The sequence below is a fragment of the Streptomyces roseoviridis genome (assembly GCF_039535235.1).
GTDB classification, from domain to species: Bacteria; Actinomycetota; Actinomycetes; order Streptomycetales; family Streptomycetaceae; genus Streptomyces; species Streptomyces roseoviridis.
Map to the genome: position 1 here is coordinate 6,317,080 of NZ_BAAAWU010000001.1, position 24,115 is coordinate 6,341,194.

At 73.8% G+C, this 24,115-nt stretch carries 22 protein-coding genes; 16 read left to right on the forward strand and 6 right to left on the reverse strand.

All coding sequences use genetic code 11. The annotated features are described in order from the left end of the window. The first annotated feature begins 88 nt into the window (after positions 1–88). Positions 89–1,297: a methionine adenosyltransferase gene (gene metK / locus ABD954_RS28590; protein WP_345490265.1), complete on the forward strand. Its 1,209-nt coding sequence runs from the start codon at positions 89–91 to the stop codon at positions 1,295–1,297. A gap of 114 nt (positions 1,298–1,411) precedes the next feature. Continuing rightward, positions 1,412–3,577 carry a primosomal protein N' gene (locus tag ABD954_RS28595; RefSeq protein WP_345490267.1) on the forward strand — a complete coding sequence of 722 codons (2,166 nt, stop codon included), beginning with the start codon at positions 1,412–1,414 and terminating at the stop codon, positions 3,575–3,577. A gap of 213 nt (positions 3,578–3,790) precedes the next feature. On the opposite strand, the gene ABD954_RS28600 is transcribed toward ABD954_RS28595, so the two are convergent. Beyond that, positions 3,791–4,309: a hypothetical protein gene (locus tag ABD954_RS28600; protein WP_345490269.1), complete on the reverse strand. Its 519-nt coding sequence runs from the start codon at positions 4,307–4,309 to the stop codon at positions 3,791–3,793. 272 nt (positions 4,310–4,581) lie between these two features. Between ABD954_RS28600 and fmt the strand changes: the two genes are divergently transcribed. The 9 genes from fmt to ABD954_RS28645 all read left to right on the forward strand — a co-directional run bounded on the left by fmt (position 4,582) and on the right by ABD954_RS28645 (position 12,402). Beyond that, positions 4,582–5,514, forward strand: coding sequence for a methionyl-tRNA formyltransferase (gene fmt, locus ABD954_RS28605; RefSeq protein WP_345490271.1), 933 nt, complete (start codon positions 4,582–4,584; stop codon positions 5,512–5,514). Between the two features lie 12 nt (positions 5,515–5,526). Continuing rightward, entirely contained in the window at positions 5,527–5,883 is a 357-nt protein-coding gene (locus ABD954_RS28610; RefSeq protein WP_345490273.1) for a hypothetical protein, read from the forward strand. A 40-nt stretch (positions 5,884–5,923) separates the two neighbouring features. Continuing rightward, a complete protein-coding gene (locus ABD954_RS28615; RefSeq protein ID WP_345490275.1) occupies positions 5,924–7,357 on the forward strand; it encodes an RsmB/NOP family class I SAM-dependent RNA methyltransferase in 1,434 nt (477 codons plus the stop codon). A gap of 96 nt (positions 7,358–7,453) precedes the next feature. Beyond that, positions 7,454–8,137: a ribulose-phosphate 3-epimerase gene (rpe, locus tag ABD954_RS28620; RefSeq protein WP_345490277.1), complete on the forward strand. Its 684-nt coding sequence runs from the start codon at positions 7,454–7,456 to the stop codon at positions 8,135–8,137. A gap of 158 nt (positions 8,138–8,295) precedes the next feature. Then, positions 8,296–9,345: a sugar-binding transcriptional regulator gene (locus ABD954_RS28625; protein ID WP_345490279.1), complete on the forward strand. Its 1,050-nt coding sequence runs from the start codon at positions 8,296–8,298 to the stop codon at positions 9,343–9,345. A gap of 61 nt (positions 9,346–9,406) precedes the next feature. Then, a complete protein-coding gene (locus tag ABD954_RS28630) occupies positions 9,407–9,928 on the forward strand; it encodes a guanyl-specific ribonuclease (protein ID WP_345490281.1) in 522 nt (173 codons plus the stop codon). Continuing rightward, the gene (locus ABD954_RS28635) at positions 9,915–10,295 is read left to right on the forward strand and encodes a barstar family protein (RefSeq protein WP_345490283.1); all 381 of its coding nucleotides are present in this window, start codon (positions 9,915–9,917) and stop codon (positions 10,293–10,295) included. The genes ABD954_RS28630 and ABD954_RS28635 overlap by 14 nt, the downstream gene beginning before the upstream one ends. A 65-nt stretch (positions 10,296–10,360) precedes the next feature. Next, on the forward strand, positions 10,361–11,803 hold the full coding sequence (locus ABD954_RS28640) for a GuaB1 family IMP dehydrogenase-related protein (RefSeq protein WP_345490285.1): 1,443 nt from the start codon (positions 10,361–10,363) through the stop codon (positions 11,801–11,803). Between the two features lie 95 nt (positions 11,804–11,898). Next, positions 11,899–12,402 carry a GNAT family N-acetyltransferase gene (locus ABD954_RS28645; protein ID WP_345490287.1) on the forward strand — a complete coding sequence of 168 codons (504 nt, stop codon included), beginning with the start codon at positions 11,899–11,901 and terminating at the stop codon, positions 12,400–12,402. 4 nt (positions 12,403–12,406) lie between these two features. Here ABD954_RS28645 and ABD954_RS28650 read toward each other — a convergent pair whose 3' ends face one another. Then, the gene (locus ABD954_RS28650) at positions 12,407–13,447 is read right to left on the reverse strand and encodes a GDSL-type esterase/lipase family protein (RefSeq protein ID WP_345490289.1); all 1,041 of its coding nucleotides are present in this window, start codon (positions 13,445–13,447) and stop codon (positions 12,407–12,409) included. 351 nt (positions 13,448–13,798) lie between these two features. On the opposite strand from ABD954_RS28650, the gene ABD954_RS28655 reads away from it, so the two are divergent. Continuing rightward, positions 13,799–15,295: an amino acid permease gene (locus tag ABD954_RS28655; RefSeq protein ID WP_345490291.1), complete on the forward strand. Its 1,497-nt coding sequence runs from the start codon at positions 13,799–13,801 to the stop codon at positions 15,293–15,295. 10 nt (positions 15,296–15,305) lie between these two features. Next, positions 15,306–15,761 carry an Lrp/AsnC family transcriptional regulator gene (locus tag ABD954_RS28660; RefSeq protein WP_015032260.1) on the forward strand — a complete coding sequence of 152 codons (456 nt, stop codon included), beginning with the start codon at positions 15,306–15,308 and terminating at the stop codon, positions 15,759–15,761. 59 nt (positions 15,762–15,820) lie between these two features. Here the strand turns inward: ABD954_RS28660 and ABD954_RS28665 are convergent, their stop codons facing one another. Continuing rightward, positions 15,821–16,363 (reverse strand): Repetin, encoded by a 543-nt coding sequence (locus tag ABD954_RS28665; RefSeq protein WP_345490294.1) that lies wholly within the window; start codon positions 16,361–16,363, stop codon positions 15,821–15,823. 291 nt (positions 16,364–16,654) lie between these two features. Between ABD954_RS28665 and ABD954_RS28670 the strand changes: the two genes are divergently transcribed. Then, complete coding sequence (locus ABD954_RS28670) at positions 16,655–17,461, forward strand: carbon-nitrogen hydrolase family protein (RefSeq protein WP_345490296.1); 807 nt, start codon at positions 16,655–16,657, stop codon at positions 17,459–17,461. 60 nt (positions 17,462–17,521) lie between these two features. Next, positions 17,522–19,234, forward strand: a complete 1,713-nt coding sequence (locus tag ABD954_RS28675; protein WP_345490298.1) for a flavin monoamine oxidase family protein — start codon at positions 17,522–17,524, stop codon at positions 19,232–19,234. Positions 19,235–19,240: 6 nt separating this feature from the next. Here the strand turns inward: ABD954_RS28675 and ABD954_RS28680 are convergent, their stop codons facing one another. The 3 genes from ABD954_RS28680 to ABD954_RS28690 form a co-directional block, all read right to left on the reverse strand. After that, positions 19,241–19,942: a DUF5995 family protein gene (locus ABD954_RS28680; protein WP_345492525.1), complete on the reverse strand. Its 702-nt coding sequence runs from the start codon at positions 19,940–19,942 to the stop codon at positions 19,241–19,243. Positions 19,943–20,042: 100 nt separating this feature from the next. After that, complete coding sequence (locus tag ABD954_RS28685; RefSeq protein WP_345490300.1) at positions 20,043–21,491, reverse strand: uracil-xanthine permease family protein; 1,449 nt, start codon at positions 21,489–21,491, stop codon at positions 20,043–20,045. A gap of 104 nt (positions 21,492–21,595) precedes the next feature. Beyond that, entirely contained in the window at positions 21,596–22,816 is a 1,221-nt protein-coding gene (locus ABD954_RS28690) for an MFS transporter (RefSeq protein ID WP_345490302.1), read from the reverse strand. A 106-nt stretch (positions 22,817–22,922) separates the two neighbouring features. Between ABD954_RS28690 and ABD954_RS28695 the strand changes: the two genes are divergently transcribed. Further along, on the forward strand, positions 22,923–24,050 hold the full coding sequence (locus ABD954_RS28695; protein WP_345490304.1) for an ROK family transcriptional regulator: 1,128 nt from the start codon (positions 22,923–22,925) through the stop codon (positions 24,048–24,050). Positions 24,051–24,115: the final 65 nt, after the last annotated feature.

The window sequence follows — 24,115 nt, forward strand, 5'->3', positions numbered from 1 at the left end:
ATAGACTGTCCTCGGAACGTCGAGGGGCGCAGCCCCCTGCCGGTCCGCAATCGACTAGCCAGCAGCCGCTGCAACCCCAGGGAGCGTTGTGTCCCGTCGTCTGTTCACCTCGGAGTCCGTGACCGAGGGTCACCCCGACAAGATCGCTGACCAGATCAGCGACACCATCCTCGACGCGCTGCTCAAGGAGGACCCCACCTCCCGCGTCGCCGTCGAGACGCTGATCACCACCGGCCTCGTGCACGTCGCCGGTGAGGTCACCACCAAGGCCTGGGCGGACATCCCCACCCTCGTCCGCAACAAGATCCTCGACATCGGGTACGACTCCTCGAAGAAGGGCTTCGACGGCGCCTCCTGCGGCGTCTCGGTCTCCATCGGGTCGCAGTCCCCGGACATCGCGCAGGGCGTCGACACCGCCTACGAGAAGCGCGTCGAGGGCGACGAGGACGAGCTCGACAAGCAGGGCGCCGGCGACCAGGGCCTGATGTTCGGCTACGCGTCGGACGAGACCCCGGAGCTCATGCCGCTCCCGATCCACCTGGCGCACCGCCTCTCGCGCCGCCTGACCGAGGTCCGCAAGAACGGGACCATCCCGTACCTGCGCCCCGACGGCAAGACCCAGGTCACCATCGAGTACGACGGCGACAAGGCCGTCCGCCTCGACACGGTGGTCGTCTCCTCCCAGCACGCCTCGGACATCGACCTCGAGTCGCTGCTCGCGCCCGACATCCGCGAGTTCGTCGTCGAGCACGTCCTGAAGGAGCTCGTCGAGGAGGGCATCAAGCTCGACACCGACGGCTACCGCCTCCTGGTCAACCCGACCGGCCGCTTCGAGATCGGCGGCCCGATGGGCGACGCCGGCCTCACCGGCCGCAAGATCATCATCGACACCTACGGCGGCATGGCCCGCCACGGCGGCGGCGCCTTCTCCGGCAAGGACCCGTCGAAGGTCGACCGCTCGGCCGCCTACGCCATGCGCTGGGTCGCCAAGAACGTCGTCGCCGCGGGCCTCGCCTCCCGCTGCGAGGTCCAGGTCGCGTACGCGATCGGCAAGGCCGAGCCCGTCGGCCTCTTCGTCGAGACCTTCGGCACCAACACCGTCGAGACCGAGAAGATCGAGAACGCCATCGCCGAGGTCTTCGACCTCCGCCCGGCCGCGATCATCCGCGACCTCGACCTGCTCCGCCCGATCTACTCCCAGACCGCCGCCTACGGCCACTTCGGCCGCGAGCTGCCGGACTTCACCTGGGAGCGCACCGACCGCGTGGACGCCCTCAAGGCGGCCGCCGGTCTCTGAGGGACCGCAGGCGACCGCGAGCGACCGCAGTCCGTCGAAAGGCCCGGCACCCGGTGGTGCCGGGCCTTCGCCGTCCCCGCCTGACTGTCGGTGGCGTCTGGTAGGTATGAGGCTGTGAGCAGCGAGAACGACAAGCCCCGGGGGCACGACGGGCACGACGGCGACGGCGGGCACGAGGAGCCCGAGCAGCTCGCGCTCATCCGGGAGACCGTGCGGAAGGCGAAGGTGCCGCGGGCGAAGCCCCGGACCTGGCGGGGGGCCGCGCTGGCGCCGGAGCTGCCGGTGGCACGCGTCGTGGTCAACAAGGGCGTGCTGCACCTCGACCAGTTCTTCGACTACGCCGTGCCCGAGGAGCTGGACGCCGTCGCACAGCCCGGCGTGCGGGTGCGGGTGCGGTTCGGAGCCGGGGCGCACCACGTGCGGGGCGGACGGCGCGAGGGCGGGCGGCTCATCGACGGGTACCTCGTCGAGCGGCGCGCCGAGTCCGACTACTCCGGTCCGCTCGCCGCGCTCGCCGACGTCGTCTCGCCCGAGCCCGTCCTCGGAGCCGAGCTCCTCGGCCTCGCCCGGGCCGTCGCCGACCGCTACGCGGGCAGCCTCGCCGACGTCCTCCAGCTCGCCGTCCCCCCGCGCAACGCCCGCGCCGAGAGCCGGCCCTCTCCTGAGCCGCTGCCCCCGCCGCCCGCGCCCGAGCCGGGCACCTGGGGCCGTTACGAGCGGGGGGCGGCGTTCCTGGAGGCACTGGCCCGGGGCGGCGCGCCCCGCGCCGTGTGGAACGCGCTGCCGGGACCGCACTGGGCCGACGAGATCGCCCGCGCCGTCACCGCCACCCTCGCCTCCGGACGCGGCGCCCTCGTGGTCGTCCCCGACGGACGCGCCGCCGCCCGCGTCGACCAGGCCCTCACCGACCTCCTCGGCGAGGGCCGGCACGCCCTGCTCACCGCCGAGGCCGGCCCCGAGAAGCGCTACGCGCAGTGGCTCGCCGTCCGGCGCGGAGCCGTCCGCGCCGTCGTCGGCACCCGCGCCGCCATGTTCGCGCCCGTACGCGACCTCGGGCTCGCCGTCATCTGGGACGACGGCGACTCCAGCCACAGCGAGCCCCACGCCCCGCAGCCGCACGCCCGCGACGTGCTGCTGCTGCGGGCCGCCCACGACCGGTGCGCCTTCCTGCTCGGCTCCACCAGCTGCACCGTCGAGGCCGCCCAGCTCGTCGAGTCCGGCTGGGCCCGGCCCCTCGTGGCCGGCCGCGACCAGGTGCGGATCGCCGCCCCGCTCGTACGGACCGTCGGCGACACCGACCTCGCCCGCGACGAGGCCGCCCGCGCCGCCCGGCTGCCCACCCTGGCCTGGCAGGTCGTACGGGAGGGCCTGAAGACCGGCCCGGTCCTCGTCCAGGTGCCCCGCCGCGGCTACGTCCCCCGGCTCGCCTGCGAGCGCTGCCGCACCCCCGCCCGCTGCCGCCACTGCTCCGGGCCGCTGGAGGCTCCCGAGCAGCAGGAGCTGCACTGCGGCTGGTGCGGGAAGGCGGCGGCCGACTGGCACTGCGGGGCGTGCGGCTCCACCCGGTTGCGGGCCCAGGTGGTCGGCGCCCGGCGCACCGCCGAGGAACTGGGCCGGGCCTTCCCCGCCGTCCCCGTACGCACCTCAGGACGCGATCACGTCCTCGACCGGGTGCCGGGCCGGCCGGCGCTCGTCGTGAGCACCCCCGGCGCCGAACCCGTCGCCGAGGGCGGCTACGCGGCCGCCCTGCTCCTCGACGGCTGGGCCATGCTCGGCCGCCCCGACCTGCGGGCCGGCGAGGAGGCGCTGCGCCGCTGGATCGACGCGGCCTCACTGGTACGGGGCCAGGGCGAGGGCGGCACCGTGGTGGTCGTCGCCGAACCCACCCTGCGCCCCGTCCAGGCCCTCGTCCGCTGGGACCCCGTCGGCCACGCCCAGCGCGAGCTGGCCGAGCGGGCCGAGCTGGGTTTCCCGCCCGTCTCCCGCATGGCGGCGGTGGCCGGCCCCCCGGAGGCCCTCGGCGCCTTCCTCGCCGCCGCCGAGCTGCCCCCCGACGCCGAGGTCCTCGGCCCCGTCCCCCTGCCGGTCACCCGCCCCGGCGGCCCCCGCCGCCCCGGCGACACCCCACCGGGCGAACAGTGGGACCGCGCCCTGATCCGGGTCCCCCCGGGCAGCGGTGCCGCCCTGGCCACGGCCCTGAAGAAGGCCCAGGCATCCCGCCTGGCCCGGGGCGGCGGCGAGCCGCTCCGGCTCCGGGTCGACCCGCCGGACATCGGCTGACGGGCCCGGTGGGGGAGGGGGCCCGGCACCCGAGGGCGGGGGACAGCCGGCCGCTCCTCGGCGGCGGGGCGCGGCGAGCACCGAACCGCCCGGACGGCGACGCCGTCCCCTTGTGCGGACCGCCCCGAGGCCGGCGGCGCCCACGGACCCGCCGCGCGCACCGGGCCGCCCGTGCCCTAGCGCACGGACGGCCCGGGAACGGTCGGCGGACGGTCAGCCGTTGCGCGGTGCCGGGAAGGCCGGCGGGCGGGTCTCCTCGCGGAGGGCATGGCTGCCCGAGGTCGGCTGCGGCGGCATGCTGCGGGCCGGCGGGACCACCGGGATCGTGCGGGTCGCGCCCGGCTCCGCCGCGCGGTCCTGGTCCAGGGCGGCGCCCGGCTGGGGTGCGCGGCGGGAGCCGTAACGGCGGTGGACCGCCTGCTTGGTGACTCCGAGCGCGGAGCCCACCGCGTCCCACGAGAAGCCGAGGGAGCGGTCGAAGTCCACCGCGGCCGTCACCAGGGTCTCGACGCTGTCCCGCAGCTCCTGCGCGAGGCGGACGGTCGGGGCGGGGGCGCGTCCGTAGACGACGAAGCCCGTCGAAGGGGCGGAGCGGCGAGGGCGGTAGACATTGCCCAGCTGGGCCGTCAGGGTGCGCAGTGCGTCAACCTGCCGCCGGACCCGCTCGATGTCCCGCACCAGCAGGTGCAGACTCGCCCGGGCCTGGGCGTCGTGGGTTGCGTGGTCGGCCATGGATAAGCCTCTCGAACCGGCGTGAAAAGGGGCGGGTCGCGCGGGGGAGGGCGACCCGATTCGGTCAATCTCTCTTGACCAACGCGCCACCCGGACTTGGGTCACGCTGCGGGGGCGTATCCGCATATGCGCGGGGCGCTCGTCCCCACGTACGCCCCCGCCTGCCCCCGGCCCCCGGGGCGCCTAGACTGGTGCGCTGCCCTCCCCCGAGCTCTCCGCTCCGCTCGATCGGGGAGGCACCCCCGTCGCCCCGAGATGCGAGGTTTCTCCGCGTGAAGCTCGTCTTCGCAGGTACCCCCGAGGTCGCCGTACCCGCCCTGGACGCCCTGCTCGCCTCCGGGCGGCACGAGGTGGCCGCCGTCGTCACCCGGCCCGACGCGCCCGCGGGGCGCGGGCGGCGGCTCGTCGCGAGCCCCGTCGCCGCGCGCGCGGAGGAGGCCGGGATCGAGGTGCTCAAGCCGGAGCGGCCGCGCGACGAGGCGTTCCTCGCGCGACTGCGGGAGATCGCGCCCGACTGCTGCCCCGTGGTGGCGTACGGCGCGCTGCTGCCGCGCGTGGCCCTCGACATCCCCGTCCACGGCTGGGTCAACCTGCACTTCTCGCTGCTGCCGGCCTGGCGCGGCGCGGCGCCCGTGCAGCACGCGCTGATGGCCGGGGACCAGATGACCGGGGCGTCGACCTTCCAGATCGAGGAGGGGCTCGACTCGGGCCCGGTGTACGGGGTCGTCACCGAGGAGGTCCGCCCCACCGACACCAGCGGCGACCTGCTCACCCGGCTCGCCTTCGCGGGCGCGGGGCTGCTCGCGGCGACCATGGACGGCATCGAGGACGGCACCCTCAAGGCCGTGCCCCAGCCGGCCGAGGGCGTCACCCTCGCCCCGAAGATCCAGGTCGAGGACGCCCACGTCGACTTCACCGCCCCCGCGCTGCGCGTCGACCGGGTCGTCCGCGGCTGCACCCCCGCGCCCGGCGCGTGGACCCTCTTCCGCGGCGAGCGCCTCAAGCTGATCCAGGTCGCCCTGCTGCCGGACCGCATCGACCTGGCCCCGGGCGAACTCGCCGTCGGCAAGAACAACGTGTACGTCGGCACCGGCTCGCACGCCGTGGAGCTCCTGTGGGTCCAGCCCCAGGGCAAGAAGCCCATGAAGGCGGCGGACTGGGCGCGCGGCGTCCGGATCGCGCCCGGCGAGCGCGTCGGCGCGTAGGGGGCGCCCGCGGTGCTGCTTCCGCTCCCCGAAGGGTCCTGGTGGGACTGGACGGTCCTCGGCTACGACGGCAGCCGCCTGACGCTCGCCGCCGGCCACGACGTCACGTACCACCACGGGCTCGAGGTCGTCTTCACGGACACCCTCTACGTCCGGTGCCCGATGGACTTCGCCGACCCCGCCTTCCGGGAGCCCACCCCCGAGGAGCGCGCGGAGGTCACCCGGCTCGTCGGGGACGAGCCGCCCGTCCTCGTCGCCTTCGAGGCGGACGCCGGCCGCACGGCGCCCTCCTCCTGCCTGATCGCCGCCGAGGACTGGGCGGTCCGGCAGGGGCGTTTTTCCCGGCGGGGGAGCGCGGACGTACGCTGAGAGTGTTCGACCCCTCGTCTTTTCGTCACGCGGAGCACCTTTGAGCGAGCAGGCACGTCGCCGCACCCCGAACTCCCCGAAGTCCCCCCGGCCCCACCGCAGGCCCAAGAAGGACCCCGTCCGGATCCTCGCCTTCGAGGCGCTGCGGGCCGTGGACGAGCGGGACGCCTACGCGAACCTGGTGCTGCCGCCGCTGCTGAAGAAGGCCCGGGAGAAGCACGAGGGCTTCGACGGGCGCGACGCGGCCCTCGCGACCGAGCTGGTGTACGGGACGCTGCGCCGGCAGGGGACGTACGACGCGATCATCTCCGCCTGTGTCGACCGCCCGCTGCGCGAGGTCGACCCGCCGGTGCTCGACGTCCTGGCGCTCGGCGCGCACCAGCTGCTCGGCATGCGGACCCCGAGTCACGCCGCGGTGTCGGCCACCGTCGAGCTGGCCCGGGTGGTGCTCGGCGACGGGCGGGCCAAGTTCGTGAACGCCGTGCTGCGCAAGATCGCCCAGGACGACTTCGACACCTGGGTGGCGCGGGTCGCGCCGCCGTACGAGGAGGACGCAGAGGACCACCTCGCCGTCGTCCACTCCCACCCCCGCTGGGTGGTCTCCGCGCTCTGGGACGCCCTCGGCGGCGGCCGGGCCGGGATCGAGGCGCTCCTGGCGGCCGACAACGAGCGGCCCGAGGTGACGCTGGTCGCGCGGCCCGGCCGGGCCACCACCGAGGAACTGGCCGCCGCGGCCGAGACCGAGCCCGGCCGCTGGTCGCCGTACGCGCGGCGGCTCGCCGAGGGCGGCGAGCCCGGCGCCATCGAGGCGGTCCGCGAGGGCCGGGCCGGCGTCCAGGACGAGGGCAGCCAGCTCGTCGCCATCGCCCTCGCCAACGCGCCCGTCGACGGCCCCGACACCCGCTGGCTCGACGGCTGCGCGGGTCCCGGCGGCAAGGCGGCCCTGCTGGGCGCGCTGGCCGCCGAGCGCGGCGCCGCCCTGCTCGCCTCCGAGAAGCAGCCGCACCGCGCCCGCCTGGTCGAGCGCGCCCTGGCCGGCAACCCCGGCCCGTACCAGGTCATCGCCGCCGACGGCACCCGCCCGCCGTGGCGCGAGGGCTCCTTCGACCGGGTCCTGATGGACGTGCCCTGCTCGGGGCTCGGCGCCCTGCGGCGCCGTCCCGAGGCCCGCTGGCGCCGCCGCCCCTCCGACCTCGACGGCTTCGCCCCGCTCCAGCGCGGGCTGCTCACGGAGGCGCTGCGGGCCGTAAGGGTCGGCGGAGTGGTCGGCTACGCGACCTGCTCCCCGCACCTGGCGGAGACCCGGGTGGTGGTCGACGACGTCCTGAAGAAGACCGGCGGCGCCGAGCTGATCGACGCCCGCCCGCTGCTGCCGGGCGTGCCGGAGCTCGGCGACGGGCCGGACGTCCAGCTGTGGCCGCATGTGCACGGTACGGACGCGATGTACCTGGCGCTGATCCGCCGCACCGCCTGACGGTTTCACCTGGTCTGTACCAGTACGGGACCCGGCTCTTCGGATCCGTGCCCCATCGCGGCAAAGAAGTCCTCAAGAACGTGGCAGGCTTGGCACATGGCGCAGATCAATCCCAGCATCCTGTCCGCGGACTTCGCCCGGCTCGCCGAGGAGGCGAAGGCGGTCGACGGCGCCGACTGGCTGCACGTCGACGTGATGGACAACCACTTCGTGCCCAACCTGACGCTGGGCGTGCCGGTGGTCGAGTCGCTGAGCCGGGCGACGGACACCCCCCTCGACTGCCACCTCATGATCGAGGACCCGGACCGCTGGGCGCCGCAGTACGTGGAGGCCGGGGCCGGTTCGGTCACCTTCCACGTGGAGGCGGCCGCCGCCCCGGTGCGCCTGGCGCGGGAGATCAGGGCCAAGGGGGCGCGGGCGTCGATGGCGCTCAAGCCGGCCACGCCCATCGAGCCGTACGAGGACCTGCTCCCCGAGCTCGACATGCTCCTGATCATGACGGTCGAGCCCGGCTTCGGCGGTCAGGCCTTCCTGGACATCATGCTGCCGAAGATCCGCCGCACCCGGGAGCTGATCTCCAAGCACGGTCTGGAGCTCTGGCTCCAGGTGGACGGCGGTGTCGCCGAGTCCACCATCGAGCGGTGCGCCGAGGCCGGCGCCGACGTCTTCGTGGCCGGTTCCGCCGTCTACGGGGCCGCCGACCCGGCCGCCGCCGTCCGCTCCCTGCGGGCCAAGGCGGAGGCCGTGACGGCCTCGGCACCGTGGGCATGTGGCCACTGAGCCTCCAACGACCCACCGGTACGTGAACGCGGTCCGTCGGGCCGCCGACACGGCCGATCAGGACCGCCGGATCTGACAGGATGAACGGTGAGTCCAGAGTGTGAACAGCAGCACCGAAGCGCAAGCGCAGCCGGAACACGGCACATGAGCAGCGGTACGTGAACAGCAGTGAGGAGATCGCGGTGGCGGGTATGTCGGCGGGACGGTCAGCCCTGCGGATGGGACCCGCGGAGCTCGTGCAGGCGGCGGCGATGGCCCGCCGCTTCTACCTCGAGGGCAAGTCCAAGATCCAGATCGCCGAGGAGTTCGGCGTGAGCCGCTTCAAGGTGGCCCGGGTCCTGGAGACCGCCCTGGAGCGCGACCTCGTGCGCATCGAGATCCGCGTACCGGCCGAGCTGGACGCCGAGCGCTCCGACGCGCTCCGCGCCCGCTACGGGCTGCGCCACGCCGTCGTCGTCGAGTCCCCGGCGGAGGGCGACGAGGAGTCGCCCGACCCGGAGAACCTCGGCGAGGTCGCGGCCGACCTGCTCGGCGAGCTGGTCGCCGAGGGCGACGTCCTGGGCCTGGCCTGGGGCCGCTCCACCATCCACATGGCGGCCGCCCTCGACCGGCTGCCGCCCTGCACCGTCGTCCAGCTCACCGGCGTGTACGACGCGGGCACGGCCGAGCGCGGCTCGGTCGAGGCGGTACGGCGTGCCGCCCAGGTCTCCGGCGGCGAGGCGCACCCCATCTACGCGCCGATGCTGCTGCCGGACGCGGCGACCGCCAACGCCCTGCGCAGCCAGACCGGCATCGCCCGGGCCTTCGAGTACTTCGACAAGGTGACAGTGGCCTGCGTCTCCATCGGCTCCTGGGAGCCGGGCATCTCGACCGTGCACGACATGCTCTCCGACGAGGAGCGGGCCCACTACGCCTCGCTCGGCGTCGCGGCCGAGATGTCGGCCCACCTCTTCGACGCGGAGGGCCGCCGGGTCGGCCGGGACCTCGGCGAGCGCTGCATCACCGTCGAGGCGGACCGGCTGCGCCGGATCCCCGAGGTCGTCGCCATCGCCGGCGGCCAGCGCAAGGCGGCGGCGATCGGGGCGGTGCTCCGCTCCGGTCTCGTCACCAGCCTGGTGACCGACCGGTCGGCGGCCGACTACCTGCTCACCGAGTTCAGCCCCGGCCCGCGCCCGGCCCTCGACCGGGCCGACCCGGACGGCATCTGACCGCCCCGCCCACGGGCGCGCCCCGCCCGCGCGCCCGGCGGGGCGATGGCAGCATCGGGGCATGATCCAGCGCCCCGCCCGGCCGCGGCCCGCCCTGCTCGCCGGGCTCTGCCTGCTCCTCGTCGGGCTGCTCGCCGGCCTCCTCACGGGGTGCTCCGTCGAGGGCGGCGCGGCTCCCGGCACCCCCACCGGCACGGCGTCCCCGAGCCGTACGGCCACCGCCACCCCCTCCCGTACGGCCACCGCCACCCCCTCCCGTACGGCCACCGCCGCTCCTTCCCGTACCGCCGCGGACCTCCCCGCCGTCCGCGAGGCCGACCTACCACCCGAGGCCCGGAAGACCCTCGCCCTCATCCGCGGCGGCGGGCCCTTCCCGTACGCCAAGGACGGGGCGGTGTTCTCGAACTTCGAGCGGATCCTGCCGCGGCGCGAGCGCGGCTACTACCGCGAGTACACCGTCCGAACCCCCGGCGAACGCGACCGCGGAGCCCGGCGCATCGTCACCGGCCGGGGCGGGGAGACGTACTACACGGACGACCACTACCAGAGCTTCCGGGAGGTGGTCGCGGATGAGAATCGATGACGCCGTCGTCCTCGACCTGCACGGGGTCACCGACAAGAACGCCTTCATCAACCGCTGCGTGCGCACCCTGCCGCTGCCCGTCTGGTTCGGCCGCAACTGGGACGCCCTCGCCGACTGCCTCGCCGACATGCGCGAACCCATGGCGATCGTGGTGACCGGCTGGCAGGCTTATGCCGAGGCCGAACCGGACGACTGGTCCATCGCCCAGGAGGTGTTCTCGGCGGCGGCCCGGGCCAGTTCGGCCGGCCTCGCGGTCCTGCTGTCCCTCGGCGGCGACCTCGCCCATTTGGAGGATCGGACGAGCGGCCCCTCGCAAGGCTCGGACGATCCGCCCGCACCGCCCCGCGCCCCCGGCGTGGGACAATGAACTACGTGCTTTTTCCCCTGGCTGAAATGCCTAGGGGCCGATCCGAACGACTGGGATGTCAGCACGTGCGTTTCCTCAATGACGTCAAGCCGCCGTACGACCTCACGTACGACGATGTGTTCATGGTGCCGAGCCGCTCGGCCGTCGGTTCCCGCCAGGCCGTGGACCTCTCCTCCCCGGACGGGACCGGTACGACGATCCCGCTGGTCGTCGCCAACATGACCGCCATCGCCGGCCGCCGCATGGCCGAGACCGTCGCCCGCCGCGGCGGCCTGGTCGTCATCCCGCAGGACATCCCGATCGAGGTCGTCACCGACGTCATCGGCTGGGTCAAGTCCCGCCACCACGTCCTCGACACCCCCATCGTCCTGGCCCCGCACCAGACCGTCGCCGACGCGCTCTCGCTGCTGCCGAAGCGGGCGCACGACGCCGGCGTGGTCGTGGACGAGGACAACCGCCCGGTCGGTGTCGTCACCGACGCCGACCTGTCCGGCGTGGACCGCTTCACGCAGCTGTCCGAGGTCATGTCCCGGGACCTGCTGCTGCTCGACGCGGACATCGACCCGCGCGAGGCGTTCAACACCCTGGACCACGCCAACCGGCGCTACGCCCCGGCCGTCGACAAGGACGGCAAGCTGGTCGGCATCCTCACCCGCAAGGGCGCCCTGCGCGCGACCCTGTACACGCCGGCCGTCGACGCCAAGGGCCGGCTGCGCATCGCCGCGGCCGTCGGCATCAACGGCGACGTGGCGGGCAAGGCCAAGCAGCTGCTCGACGCGGGCGTGGACACGCTCGTCATCGACACCGCGCACGGCCACCAGGAGTCGATGATCAGCGCCATCAGGACCGTCCGGGCGCTCGACCCGCAGGTCCCGATCGTCGCGGGCAACATCGTCGCCGCCGAGGGCGTCAAGGACCTCATCGACGCCGGCGCCGACATCATCAAGGTCGGCGTGGGCCCCGGCGCCATGTGCACCACCCGCATGATGACCGGTGTCGGCCGCCCGCAGTTCTCCGCCGTCCTGGAGTGCGCCGCCGAGGCCAAGAAGTACGGCAAGCACGTCTGGGCCGACGGCGGTGTCCGTCACCCGCGCGACGTCGCCATGGCGCTCGCCGCCGGTGCGTCCAACGTCATGATCGGCTCCTGGTTCGCCGGCACCTACGAGTCCCCCGGCGACCTCCAGCACGACGCCAAGGGCCGCGCGTACAAGGAGTCCTTCGGCATGGCCTCGGCCCGCGCCGTCAAGAACCGGACCTCCGACGAGTCCGCCTACGACCGCGCCCGCAAGGCGCTGTTCGAGGAGGGCATCTCCACCTCGCGGATGTTCCTCGACCCGCAGCGCCCGGGCGTCGAGGACCTGATCGACTCGATCATCGCCGGCGTCCGCTCCTCCTGCACCTACGCCGGTGCGGGCTCGCTCGCCGAGTTCGAGGAGAAGGCCGTCGTCGGCATCCAGTCCGCCGCCGGTTACGCGGAGGGCAAGCCGCTGCACGCCAGCTGGAGCTGACCGCCGCGACGAACCCCGCCGAAACGAATCGGCAGCGCCGCGGGCCCCCGGGAAATCCCTCCCGGGGGCCCGCGGCGTTCCCGTACGGTCGGCGCATGGAGCGTACGGAGATCAGACCCTGCCGGGCCGAGGACGTCACCCTGCTCGACCGCCACCTGCCCGCGCCGGGCGCCCCGACCCGGCACTCCGGCCGGTTCGCCCGCCAGGAGGCCGGACTCGCCACCTATCTGGTCGCCTGGCACGACGGCCTCCCGGCCGGGCACGGGCTGGTCCGCTGGGACGGCTGCGCGGCCCCGGAGGTGCGGGCCCTGCTCGCCGACTGTCCGGAGCTCAACGGCCTGGACGTCCGAGCGGACCTGCGCGGGCGGGGGATCGGCACCGCGCTGGTGCGGGCGGCCGAGGAGCTGGTGCGCGAGCGGGGCCGCACGCTCCTCGGCCTCGGCGTGGCCGACGACAACCCCCGGGCCGCCGCCCTGTACGCGCGCCTCGGCTACGAGCCCGTGACCCCGTACACGGACCGCTGGTCCCGTACGGACGCCGAGGGGCGGACGCACCACCACGCCGACTCCTGCGGCTTCCTCGTCAGACGCCTGGGCTGACGCCTCAGACGCCCGGACCGACGTCCGCCCGGGGCCGCCGGACCGGCCCCGGCCGCCCGGTGAAGCCCGCCCCGCGCAGCGCCGCCGCCACCGCCGCGGCGATCCGCGCGTGGCCCCGGTCGTTGGGGTGGAGCCCGTCGGCCAGGTCCCGCGGGCCGAGCAGCTCCCGGCCGGGCAGCAGCGCAAGGCGGGTGTCGCCGGCCGCCACCAGGTCCCGCACGGCCGCCTCCATGGCCGTCCGCAGCTCCGCGAGCGTGGCGCCCAGGGCGTTCCCGGTCCGCTCGGCCGCGGGGCGCAGCACGGGGGAGACCAGCAGCAGCGGGGTGCCGGGATGGCCGCGGCGGACCAGGGCGACGAAGGCGCGGGTCGTCTCGTAGAGCAGGGGCGCCGAACTGGGCACGGTCCCCCAGCAGTTGGTGCCGAAGGCCAGGGTGATCAGCTCGCCCGGGAGGCGGGCGAGGTGTTCGGCCAGCGGCAGCTCGCCGCGCGCCCCGCCCGCGTAACCGAGGTTGACCGGGTCGAGGCCGAGCGCCCGGCCGGCCGTCGCGGGCCAGGAGTGCGCGGGCCGGGTGGCCCACCAGCCCTCCGTGATCGAGTCGCCGTGGACCAGCCAGCGGGGGCGGCGCGGCGCGGGGGCCAGGGCGCCGCCGACCGGCCTGAGGGCCCGCACCACCGGCGCCTGCGCCTCCGGCAGGTGCACGGTGAACTCCCCGCCGCTGGGAGGGAGTTCGATGCGCACGACCGCCTCCTCGGCCGGCTCGGCGAACACCTCCGCCAGGCAGCGCCGGCCCCGCCAGAGCGCGAAACCGTGCCGCAGCGACCGCAGGGTGTCGCCCGCCTCCGGAACGGCCGCCCGGTAGCGCAGCTCCACCGCCCGGGTGCCCGGCGCCGCCGTGAACTCCACCCGCACGCCGATGGGCAGTGCGGCCCGCTCGGCGATGTCCCAGGGCAGCCGGGCCAGGTCGGCGGGATCCGCCCGGACGGGCCGCTCGCCGTCCCGCCACGCGACACCGCGAAGAAAGGGCCCGGGTTCCAGCCAGCTCACGACGACCTCCGATCGGGTGGACGGCGGTGCGGCGCGGGTCGCGCCGCACAGGAAGTCCCTCCACGGAGTCCCTGCACACCAGAGGGCCTCTCTACGCCCCCGATGTGTCGATTCATGCGGGGGAGCGCAATGTTTCCCCGTCCGTGCCGGAAGCGCGCAATGATCATTCGACAGTGCGCAACAACCCTGCATTACGAGTGCGAAGCCTCAGCGCTTAGGCTCATGCCTCGTACCAGGAGTGGCGGCGACCGCCTGCTCGGCGGTTCCCCCTTCCCCCGTGGGCTGTCTCGACATGCCCGCGTACCGCCGCGGTCCTCGCCTCGTCACAGGCAGCGATAAGGAGCCTTTGCAGTGCTGGACCACGGCGCAGCCCCACCGGCCGAGGACACGACCGTCCCGACCGCCCGCAAGACCTCCGGGCTCTCTGCCCTCACCCGCCGCAAGCCGGTCGAAGACCTGGTCGCTGAGGGTGGCCAGGGTGAGGGCGGCAGCCTTCGCCGCTCGCTCTCGATGTGGCAGCTGACCATGATCAGCATCGGTGCGACGCTCGGCACCGGCATCTTCGTCGTGCTCGGCGAGGCCGTTCCCGAGGCCGGCCCGGCCGTCACGCTGGCGTTCGTCTTCGCCGGCCTGACCGCCCTCTTCTCGGCGCTCTCGTACGCCGAGCTGGCCGGGACCATACCGGTCGCGGGTTCCTCGTACTCGTACGCGTACGCAACGATGGGTGAACTCGTCGCCTGGGTGTGCGGCTGGTGCCTGATGCTGGAGTACGGCGTCTCGGTCGCCGCCGTCGCGGTCGGCTGGGGCGACTACCTCAACGAGCTGCTCGACGGCACGATCGGCGTCACCCTCCCCGAGACGCTCAGCGCGCCTCCCGGCGACGGCGGCGTGTTCAACCTGCCCGCCCTGATCGTCGTCGTCCTCGCCATGCTCTTCCTGCTCGGCGGCGCCCGTGAGTCGGCCCGCGCGAACACGATCATGGTGGGCGTGAAGATCGCCGCCCTGGTGCTCTTCTGCGCCGTCGGCTTCATGGGCTTCAAGTCCGGCAACTACTCCGACTTCATGCCGCTCGGCATCGGCAGCGTCGGCGCCGCCGGAGCCATCCTCTTCTTCTCCTACATCGGCTTCGACGCCGCCTCCACCGCCGGTGAGGAGGCCAAGGACCCCAAGCGTGACCTGCCGCGGGCGATCATGCTCTCGCTGGTCATCGTGACCGCGCTGTACGTGCTCGTCGCCGCCGTCGCCGTGGGCGCCTGGGACTGGAAGAAGTTCGCCGGCTCCGAGGCATCGCTGGCCGCGATCATGAACGACGTCACCGGGCAGAGCTTCTGGGGCACCCTGCTCGCCGCCGGCGCCGTCATCTCCATCGCCAGCGTCGTCCTCACCGTGCTCTACGGCCAGACCCGCATCCTGTTCGCGATGTCCCGCGACGGCCTGGTGCCCAAGGTGTTCGGCAAGGTCGACGCCCGCACCGGCACCCCGCGCGTCAACACCCTGATCGTCTCGCTGCTGTGCGGCGTCCTCGCCGCCGTCGTCCCGCTCGGCGAGCTGGTCAACGCCACCAGCATCGGCACGCTCTTCGCCTTCGCCCTGGTCAACATCGCCGTCGTCGTGCTCCGCTACACCCGCAAGGACATGGAGCGCTCCTTCAAGGTGCCGTTCGGCCCGGTCTTCCCCGTCCTCGGGTTCCTGTGCTGCGGCTACAGCATGTACAGCCTCGACCTGATCACCTGGGCGTACTTCGGTGCCTGGATGGCGGCCGGTCTCGTGTTCTACTTCCTGTACGGCATGCGCCGCTCCCGACTGGCCACGGCTCCGGCCCTGGCAGAGGCCCCCGCAGAGAAGTGATCCACCCGTAGTGCGACTCAACGACCTCGACGAACGCATCGTCCACGCCCTCGCGGAAGACGCCCGCCGCAGCTATGCCGACATCGGCTCGCTGGTCGGCCTCTCCGCCCCCGCCGTCAAACGGCGCGTGGACCGGCTCCGGGCCGAGGGCGCCATCACCGGCTTCACCGTACGGGTGGATCCGGCGGCGCTCGGCTGGGAGACGGAGGGGTTCGTCGAGATCTACTGCCGCCACAACACCTCGCCGGACGACATCCGGCGCGGCCTGGAGCGGTATCCCGAGGTGGTGTCCGCGTCGACCGTCACCGGCGACGCGGACGCCGTCGTCCAGGTCTTCGCCTCCGACATGCGCCACTTCGAGCGCGTCCTGGAGCGGATCGCGGGGGAGCCCTTCGTGGAGCGCACCAAGTCCGTCCTGGTGCTCTCGCCGCTGCTGCGGCGCTTCTCGTCGGGCTCGCCCGCGTAGCCGCCGAGGCCGACGACGCCGAAGAGGGACCGCCCACCCCCGTGGGACGGTCCCTCAGCTCATTCGGCCGGGTAGACGGGGTGCCAGGGCAGGACCCGGAAGTCACCGGTGCCCGCCCGCACCTTCTCGAAGGGGGCCGCGCTCAGGCAGGGCGGCACCTCCAGGTGCGCGTCCCGCCCGACCCAGCTGTAGCCAAGCCGGTCGCGCCTCCCGTCGTCGTGCACCGAGATCCCGACCCGCTTGCCCTTCAGGTCGTCCAGATCCGTTTCGGTGACCACGCCCGTCACCACGGCCACCGTGCCGCCCGTGGTCAGGCAGTCCACCGTCGCCACGGCGTAGCCGCCCTTGCCGTTCTTGTAGTGGCTGTAGCGGAAGGTGCCGGTCGCCGCCTGCGGGTCCATGGTGTCCTTCGCCGCCAGATGGGCGTCGAAGGAGAAGGTGATGTCGTCGCCGGCCGGCCGGTACAGCTTGGCGGTGCCGGTCAGCGCCGCCGCCTCGCGGCCGCCGCCCGCTCCGTCCCCGGAGGCGGTGGCGGAGCCGGCGGCGCCCGCGGTGATCAGCAGGGCGGCGGCCACGGCGGCGGTCTTCGTACGACGGTTCATGTGATCCCGGTCCTTCGTCGCAGGTCGTCCGGTGTTCTCCCGGACGCCCACCACTCTTCCGCGCCGCCCGCGCCACGGCGTCGCGCCGGAGGACGGTCCCCGCCTCCGCCGCGCGGCGGGGAGGCCGTACGCCCTCGGTCGGAGCCCCCGTGCAACGAATCGCCGCGGTCGGCGAGGATCGCGCAACGGTTCGACGGTCGGTCCGCAACGGTCCCGCCTTGTCCCGGACGAGCGCGAAACCGTACCGTTTTTGACGTCTTCCCCCTCAACTCCGCCCCCCGAGGATCGCTCATGCCCGCGCTGCGCATCGCCCTGCTCCAGAGCTCCGGACAGCTCGGTGACGTGGCCGCCAACCTGAAGATCCTCGACGAGGCCGCGGGCCGCGCCGCGGCGGCCGGAGCGGGCCTGCTGCTCGCCCCCGAGCTCTTCCTGACCGGCTACGCCATCGGCCCCGACCTCGCGCGGCTCGCCGAGCCCTCCGACGGCCCCTCCGCCCGCGCGGTGGCGGACATCGCCGCGCGTCACGGCCTCGCCGTCGGCTACGGCTACCCGGAGCGCGACACCGAGCGGCACGGCGTGCTGTACAACTCCGCGCAGCTCCTCGGCGCCGACGGCACGGTCCTCGCGCACTACCGCAAGACCCACCTCTTCGGCGACTTCGAGGCGAAGTGGTTCACGCCCGGGGAGGACGGCGTCGTCCAGACCGAGCTCGGCGGCCTCACCGTCGGCCTGATGATCTGCTACGACGTCGAGTTCCCCGAGAACGTGCGGGCGCAGGCGCTGGCCGGCACGGACCTCCTCCTCGTGCCGACCGCCCTCATGCACCCCGCCGAGATCGTCCCCGAGTCGGTGGTCCCCGTGCGCGCCTTCGAGAACCAGATCTACCTCGCGTACGCCAACCGGACCGGTCCCGAGGGGGACTTCGAGTTCGTCGGCCTGTCCACGCTGGCCGGCCCCGACGGCACCGCCCGGGCCCGCGCCGGGCGCGGCGAGGACCTCGTGTTCGGCGACGTCGACCCCGACTTCCTGGCGGCCTCCCGGAAGGACAACCCCTACCTCCGCGACCGCCGCCCCGGGCTGTACGGCTCCCTCGTCTGAGCCGCGCCCGCCCCGACCTCCCCTCTGCCTCACCTGTTTCGTGCAAGGAGTCCGTACCCCATGACGTCCACGGTGCCCACCGCCGTCCAGCACACCGACGCGCAGCCGCCGATCACCATGTTCGGTCCGGACTTCCCCTACGCCTACGACGACTTCCTGGCCCACCCGGCCGGTCTCGGCCAGATACCCGCGACGGAGCACGGCACCGAGGTCGCCGTCATCGGCGGCGGGCTCTCCGGCATCATCGCCGCCTACGAGCTGATGAAGATGGGCCTCAAGCCGGTCGTCTACGAGGCCGACCAGATCGGCGGCCGGCTGCGCACCGTCGGCTTCGAGGGCACCGGCGCCGAGGGCCTGACCGCCGAGATGGGTGCCATGCGCTTCCCGCCCTCCTCGACGGCGCTCCAGCACTACATCGACCTGGTGGGCCTGGAGACCCGGCCGTTCCCGAACCCGCTTGCCGAGGCCACCCCCTCGACCGTCGTCGACCTCAAGGGCGAGACGCACTACGCGGAGACCATCGACGACCTGCCGCAGGTCTACCGTGACGTCGCCGCGGCCTGGAACAAGTGCCTCGACGAGGGCGCCGACTTCTCCGACATGAACCGCGCCATGCGCGAGCGCGACGTGCCGCGCATCCGCGAGATCTGGGCCAAGCTCGTCGAGAAGCTCGACAACCAGACCTTCTACGGCTTCCTGTGCGAGTCGGAGGCCTTCAAGTCCTTCCGGCACCGCGAGATCTTCGGCCAGGTCGGCTTCGGCACCGGTGGCTGGGACACCGACTTCCCGAACTCCATCCTGGAGATCCTGCGGGTCGTCTACACCGAGGCCGACGACCACCACCGCGGCATCGTCGGCGGCTCCCAGCAGCTGCCGCTGCGCCTGTGGGAGCGCGAGCCGGAGAAGATCGTCCACTGGGCGCAGGGCACCTCGCTGAGCTCCCTGCACGAGGGCGGTCAGCCCAAGCCGGCCGTCACGCGCCTGAACCGCACCGCCGGCAACCGGATCACCGTCACCGACGCGTCCGGCGACATCCGCACGTACCAGGCGGCGATCTTCACCGCGCAGTCCTGGATGCTGCTCTCCAAGATCGCGTGTGACGACTCGCTCTTCCCGATCGACCACTGGACGGCGATCGAGCGCACCCACTACATGGAGAGCTCCAAGCTCTTCGTGCCCGTCGACCGGCCGTTCTGGCTGGACAAGGCCGTCGACGACAGGGGAAATCCGACCGGCCGCGACGTCATGTCGATGACGCTGACCGACCGGATGACCCGCGGCACGTACCTCCTGGACGACGGTCCGGACAAGCCGGCCGTCATCTGCCTGTCGTACACCTGGTGCGACGACAGCCTGAAGTGGCTGCCGCTGTCCGCGCAGGAGCGGATGGAGGTCATGCTGAAGTCGCTCGGCGAGATCTACCCGAAGGTCGACATCCGCAAGCACATCATCGGCAACCCGGTGACGGTCTCGTGGGAGAACGAGCCCTACTTCATGGGCGCCTTCAAGGCCAACCTCCCGGGCCACTACCGCTACCAGCGCCGCCTGTTCACGCACTTCATGCAGGACCGGCTGCCCGAGGACAAGCGGGGCATCTTCCTCGCCGGCGACGACATATCCTGGACGGCCGGCTGGGCCGAGGGCGCGGTGCAGACGGCGCTCAACGCGGTGTGGGGCGTGATGCACCACTTCGGCGGCGAGACCGACGCCACCAACCCGGGCCCGGGCGACGTGTACGACGAGATCGCCCCGGTCGAGCTGCCGGAGGACTGATCCCGGTCAGGGCCTGGCGAGGGGTGTGAGCATCATCCGCCCCACCAGGCCCACCGACCGGTCGAGGCGTTCGGTGAACTCCTCGGCCAGGTCGGGCAGCTCCCGCAGCTGCCACAGCGAGCGGGCGGCGAGCCAGGCCCCCTCGCGGGCCCGGTCCAGGCTCCAGCAGCCGAGCAGATGCGTCAGCGGGTCCGCGACCTCCAGGAGGTCCGGGCCCGGCATCAGTTCCTCCCGGATGCGCTCCTCCAGGAGCACGAGGACGTCGCCGACCCGGTGGAACTCGTCCTCCAGGTCCGCGGGGCCGCAGTCCAGGCTGTGGCAGGTGTCGACCACCGCGAGGGCCAGGTCGTGGCCGATGTGCGCGTTGATCCCGGCCAGCGCGAACTGGAGCGGCCGTACGCCCGGGTGCCGCCGGTAGTGGAAGAGCGGCCGCCAGCAGGCGGGTGCCGGGGCGCCGGCGGCGACGGCGTCGACGACCGCGAGATAGCGGCGGGCGAACCGTACGTCGAGGGTGGCGGCGGCCCGCGGGTCGGTGAAGGTGCCCGCCTCGATGGCCCGCCCGATCTCCTCGGTGACCGTCAGATAGACCCGGTTGAAGACCGCGACGCCGTCCGCCGGATGCCAGGCGGACCGGATGGCCCGCATCCGGTCCACCACGGGGTCGACGGCCGTGAACGGCCCGATCTCGATGTCCTGCGTCTGCGCCATGTCCTGCGTCTGCGCCGTGGATGCCATGGGTGCAGCGTGGCAGCCGCGAAGCCGGACGGAAGGATTCCGCCGCCCGGCTTCCCCAGATCGGGCGAATCGCCTACGGCTTGGCGGCGGGCGCGTCGCCGGAGGTGCTGTCGGTCGTGCCCTCGGCCGCGCCCTTGCCCTCGGCCGCGCCCTTGCCCTCGTACGAGCTGGTGCCGGCGTCGAGCAGGGGTTCCTGCCGCTTCATGTGGGCCGGCGCGAAGGCGCGCAGCACGTGGTAGCCGGTGATGACGACCAGGGTGCCGAGCGCGATGCCGCCGAGCTCGAAGGTGTCGGTGAAGGTCAGCTTCACGCCGCCGACGCCGATGATGATGCCGGCCGCGGCGGGCACCAGGTTGAGCGGGTTGCGCAGGTCGACCCCGGCGTTGATCCAGATCTGGGCGCCGAGCAGGCCGATCATGCCGTAGAGGATCACGGTGATGCCGCCGAGCACGCCGCCGGGGATGGCCGCGACGACCGCGCCGAACTTGGGGCACAGGCCGAAGAGGAGGGCGAAGCCGGCCGCGGCCCAGTAGGCGGCGGTGGAGTAGACGCGGGTCGCGGCCATGACGCCGATGTTCTCGGAGTACGTGGTGTTCGGCGGGCCGCCCACGGCGGTGGACAGCATCGAGGCGGCGCCGTCGGCGGCGATGGCCGTGCCCAGCCTGTCGTCCAGCGGGTCGCCGGTCATCTCGCCGACGGCCTTGACGTGTCCGGCGTTCTCGGCGATCAGCGCGATGACCACGGGCAGCGCCACCAGGATCGCGGACCACTCGAAGCTCGGGCCGTGGAAGGAGGGCAGGCCGATCCAGTCGGCCCGGGCGACGCCGGAGAGGTCGAGCCGCCAGTGGTCGGTGACCTGGCCGCTCGGGGACATCGAGTGGATCTTCCCGAAGACCAGGTCGAAGATCCACGAGATGCCGTAGCCGAAGATCAGGCCGAGGAAGATCGCGATCCGCGACCAGAAGCCGCGCAGGCCGACCACGGCCAGACCGGTGAACAGCATCACCAGCAGCGCCGTCCACTGGTCCTGCGGCCAGTAGGTGGCGGCGGTGACCGGCGCCAGGTTGAAGCCGATGAGCATGACCACGGCCCCGGTGACGACCGGCGGCATGGCCGCGTGGATGATCCGCGCGCCGAACCGCGCGACCGCGAGACCGGCGAGGAAGAGCACCGCGCCGACCACGAGGACCGCGCCGGTCACCGTGGCGCTGTCGCCGCCCGAGGCCCGGATCGCGGCGGCCACGCCCACGAAGGACAGCGAGCAGCCGAGGTACGAGGGGACCGTGCCGCGGGTCGCGAGCAGGAAGATCACGGTGGCGACACCGGACATCATGATCGCGAGGTTCGGGTCGAGGCCCATGAGGACCGGGGCCACGAACGAGGCGCCGAACATCGCCACCACGTGCTGGGCGCCGAGACCGGCCGTCCGCGGCCAGGAGAGCCGTTCGTCCGGCCGGACGACGGCTCCCGGAGCGGGTGTCCTCCCGTCGCCGTGCAGGGTCCAGCGCACGCCGAGGCTCATGTGGTCGCTCCAGTTCTCGGGGGTCGTTCTCGGGATTCCGGTGGCCTTGCGGCCCCGTCGTGCCGGAACCGAAAAAGACCAGCCACATGGTAGTGCGCCGCAGGTCAGCGGACCCCTTCCGAGGAGCCCGCCCTCGCCGTCCCGGTCCCGGTCCCGGCCGCGGTCCGGCCGCCCGGCCGCAGCACGCCCGCGCCCACGACCAGGCCGAACGCGAGCAGGGTGACCAGGCCGAAGGAGAAGGCCAGCGAGGTCGCGTCCGCGATGCCGCCGATCGCGGACGGGGCGATGAGGCCCGAGGTGTACGTGATGGTCGCGACGCCCGCGATGGCCTGACTGGGGTTCGGGCCGCTGCGCCCGGCGGCGGCGAAGGCCAGCGGGACGACGACCGCGACGCCGAGCCCGATGAGGCCGAAACCGGTCAGGGCGAGGGCCGCGTGCGGGGCGAAGACCACGAGGAGCCCGCCGAGGGTGGCGGCCAGACCTCCGACGCGTACGGTGCGCACCGCGCCGAAGCGGTCCACCACCCGGTCGCCGACCAGGCGCGCCACGGCCATGGTCAGGGCGAAGGCCGTGGTGGACGCGGCGGCCAGACCGGCCGAGGTGCCCAGCTCCTCCTTGAGGTAGACCGCCGACCAGTCCAGGCTCGCGCCCTCCGCGAACACGCCGCAGAAGCCGATGGCGCCGATGACCAGCGCGGACTTCGGGGGCAGCGAGAAGCGCGGCGGCGCCTCCTCCTCGGGTGCGCTCTGCAGGTCGAGCACGCCCTGGCAGCAGGCGAGGCCGACCGCGGTCAGGACGAGGGCGGCGATCAGGTGGTGCAGCCGGGCGTCGCCGCCGAGGTGGGCGGCGACGGTGCCGGCCGCCGAGCCGATCAGGGCGCCGGCGCTCCACATGCCGTGCAGGCTGGACATGATCGAGCGCCCGAGCCGGTTCTCGGTCTCGACGCCGAGCGCGTTCATCGCCACGTCGGACATGCCGGCGGTGGCGCCGTAGACGAAGAGGGCCGCGCACAGGCCGTACACGTTCGGCGCGAGCGACGGCAGGATCAGCGACAGGGTCCACAGCGTGAGCAGCCCGCGCAGCGCCGTGCGGGCACCGAAGCGGTGGCTGATCGCGCCGGCCACCGGCATCGCGAGCGAGGCGCCGATCGCCGGGAACGCGAGGGCGAGGCCGAGCTGACCGGGGCTGACGCCCGCGTGCTCCTGGATCCAGGGGATGCGGGTGGCGAAACTGCCCGTGACCGCGCCGTGGACGCAGAAGACGGCGGCGACGGCGAACCTCGCCCGGCGCAGCCGTTCGGTGCTGAAGACGGTCTGGGCCGCCATGGTCCCTCCCGGGGTCGTGGTCTCGCCGTAAACTATCAGGGACCCTGCCTGATAAATAGTGGACCGACGGGAACGGAAGTCCGAGTTCCTCTGAGAGGATCCCCGCATGGCCGCATCCCCGAGCACCGCCCGGGTCATCAACGACCGGCTCGCCCTGCGACTGCTCCAGGACGAGGGCCCGTTGACGGCGACCCAGCTCAAGACCCTCACCGGGCTCTCCCGCCCCACCGTCGCCGACCTCGTCGAGCGGCTCCGCAGCTCCGGGCTGGTCCATGTGGTCGGCGAGTCCGGCGCCGAGCGCCGCGGCCCCAACGCCAAGCTCTACGGGATCGTCGCCGACCGCGCCCACCTCGCCGCCCTCGACGTGCGCACCCGCTCCGTCACCGTCGTGGTCGCCGACCTCCTCGGCACCACCCTCGCCGAGGCGTCCCTGCCGATCGCCGACGGCGCCGCCCCCGGGCCCGCCGCCGACCAGGCCGTCGCCCTCCTCGAACGCACCGCGGCCGAGGCCGGCGCGGTCCGGCTGCACAGCGTGGCCGTCGGCGCCCCCGGCCTCGTCGACCCGGCCACCCGGCAGCTGCGGGACACCGCCAAGCTCCCCGCCTGGCACCGGCGCCTGATCGCCGCCCTGCGGCAGCGGCTGCCCGCCACCGTCCTGGCGGAGAACGAGGTCAACCTCGCCGCGGTCGCCGAACTGCGCGAGGGAGCCGCCCGCGCGGACCGCGACACCTTCGTGCTGCTCTGGCTCGGCCAGGGCGTCGGCGCGGCCGTCGTCCTCGACGGACGGCTGCGCCGCGGCGCCTCCGGAGGAGCGGGCGAGATCGGCTTCCTGCCGGTGCCGGGCACCTCCGGGCTGCCCTCCGCCCACGGCTGCGACGGCGGCTTCGACGAGCTGGCCTGCGCCGCCGCGGTCGACGCCCTCGCCCGCGCCCACGGCCTCGACCCGGCCGACGCCCTGGAATCCGAAGACGGCCCCTTCCTCGACGCCCTCGCCGGCCGGCTCGCCATCGGCGCGGCCGCCGTCGCGGCCGTCCTCGACCCCGGGTGCGTGGTGCTCGCCGGCGAGACCGGCCACCGGGGCGGCCGGCGGCTCGCCGCCCGCGTCGAGGCCCGTCTGGCCGAGCTGTCCCCGCTGCGCACCGAGGTCCGCGCCACCACCCTCGGCGACGCCGCCATCCTGCGCGGCGCCCTGCTGACCGCCCGCGACGCGGCGCAGGACGACCTGTTCCCGTAAGGGGCGGGCACGGCGAACGCACCCGCGCCGCGCTCCGGACGGGGGAGCGCGGCGCGGGGCGGGGG

What these genes read in the sequence shown, in the direction of transcription:
- ABD954_RS28600 (WP_345490269.1), bottom strand. Translation starts at nt 4,309, where the DNA reads ATGGCCGACCACGCAACCCACGACGCCCAGGCCCGGGCGAGTCTGCAC.
- ABD954_RS28645 (WP_345490287.1), top strand. Translation starts at nt 11,899, where the DNA reads ATGGAGCGTACGGAGATCAGACCCTGCCGGGCCGAGGACGTCACCCTG.
- ABD954_RS28680 (WP_345492525.1), bottom strand. Translation starts at nt 19,942, where the DNA reads ATGGCGCAGACGCAGGACATCGAGATCGGGCCGTTCACGGCCGTCGAC.
- rpe (WP_345490277.1), top strand. Translation starts at nt 7,454, where the DNA reads ATGGCGCAGATCAATCCCAGCATCCTGTCCGCGGACTTCGCCCGGCTC.
- ABD954_RS28630 (WP_345490281.1), top strand. Translation starts at nt 9,407, where the DNA reads ATGATCCAGCGCCCCGCCCGGCCGCGGCCCGCCCTGCTCGCCGGGCTC.
- ABD954_RS28690 (WP_345490302.1), bottom strand. Translation starts at nt 22,816, where the DNA reads ATGGCGGCCCAGACCGTCTTCAGCACCGAACGGCTGCGCCGGGCGAGG.
- ABD954_RS28695 (WP_345490304.1), top strand. Translation starts at nt 22,923, where the DNA reads ATGGCCGCATCCCCGAGCACCGCCCGGGTCATCAACGACCGGCTCGCC.
- ABD954_RS28665 (WP_345490294.1), bottom strand. Translation starts at nt 16,363, where the DNA reads ATGAACCGTCGTACGAAGACCGCCGCCGTGGCCGCCGCCCTGCTGATC.
- ABD954_RS28635 (WP_345490283.1), top strand. Translation starts at nt 9,915, where the DNA reads ATGAGAATCGATGACGCCGTCGTCCTCGACCTGCACGGGGTCACCGAC.
- ABD954_RS28670 (WP_345490296.1), top strand. Translation starts at nt 16,655, where the DNA reads ATGCCCGCGCTGCGCATCGCCCTGCTCCAGAGCTCCGGACAGCTCGGT.
- ABD954_RS28685 (WP_345490300.1), bottom strand. Translation starts at nt 21,491, where the DNA reads ATGAGCCTCGGCGTGCGCTGGACCCTGCACGGCGACGGGAGGACACCC.
- ABD954_RS28675 (WP_345490298.1), top strand. Translation starts at nt 17,522, where the DNA reads ATGACGTCCACGGTGCCCACCGCCGTCCAGCACACCGACGCGCAGCCG.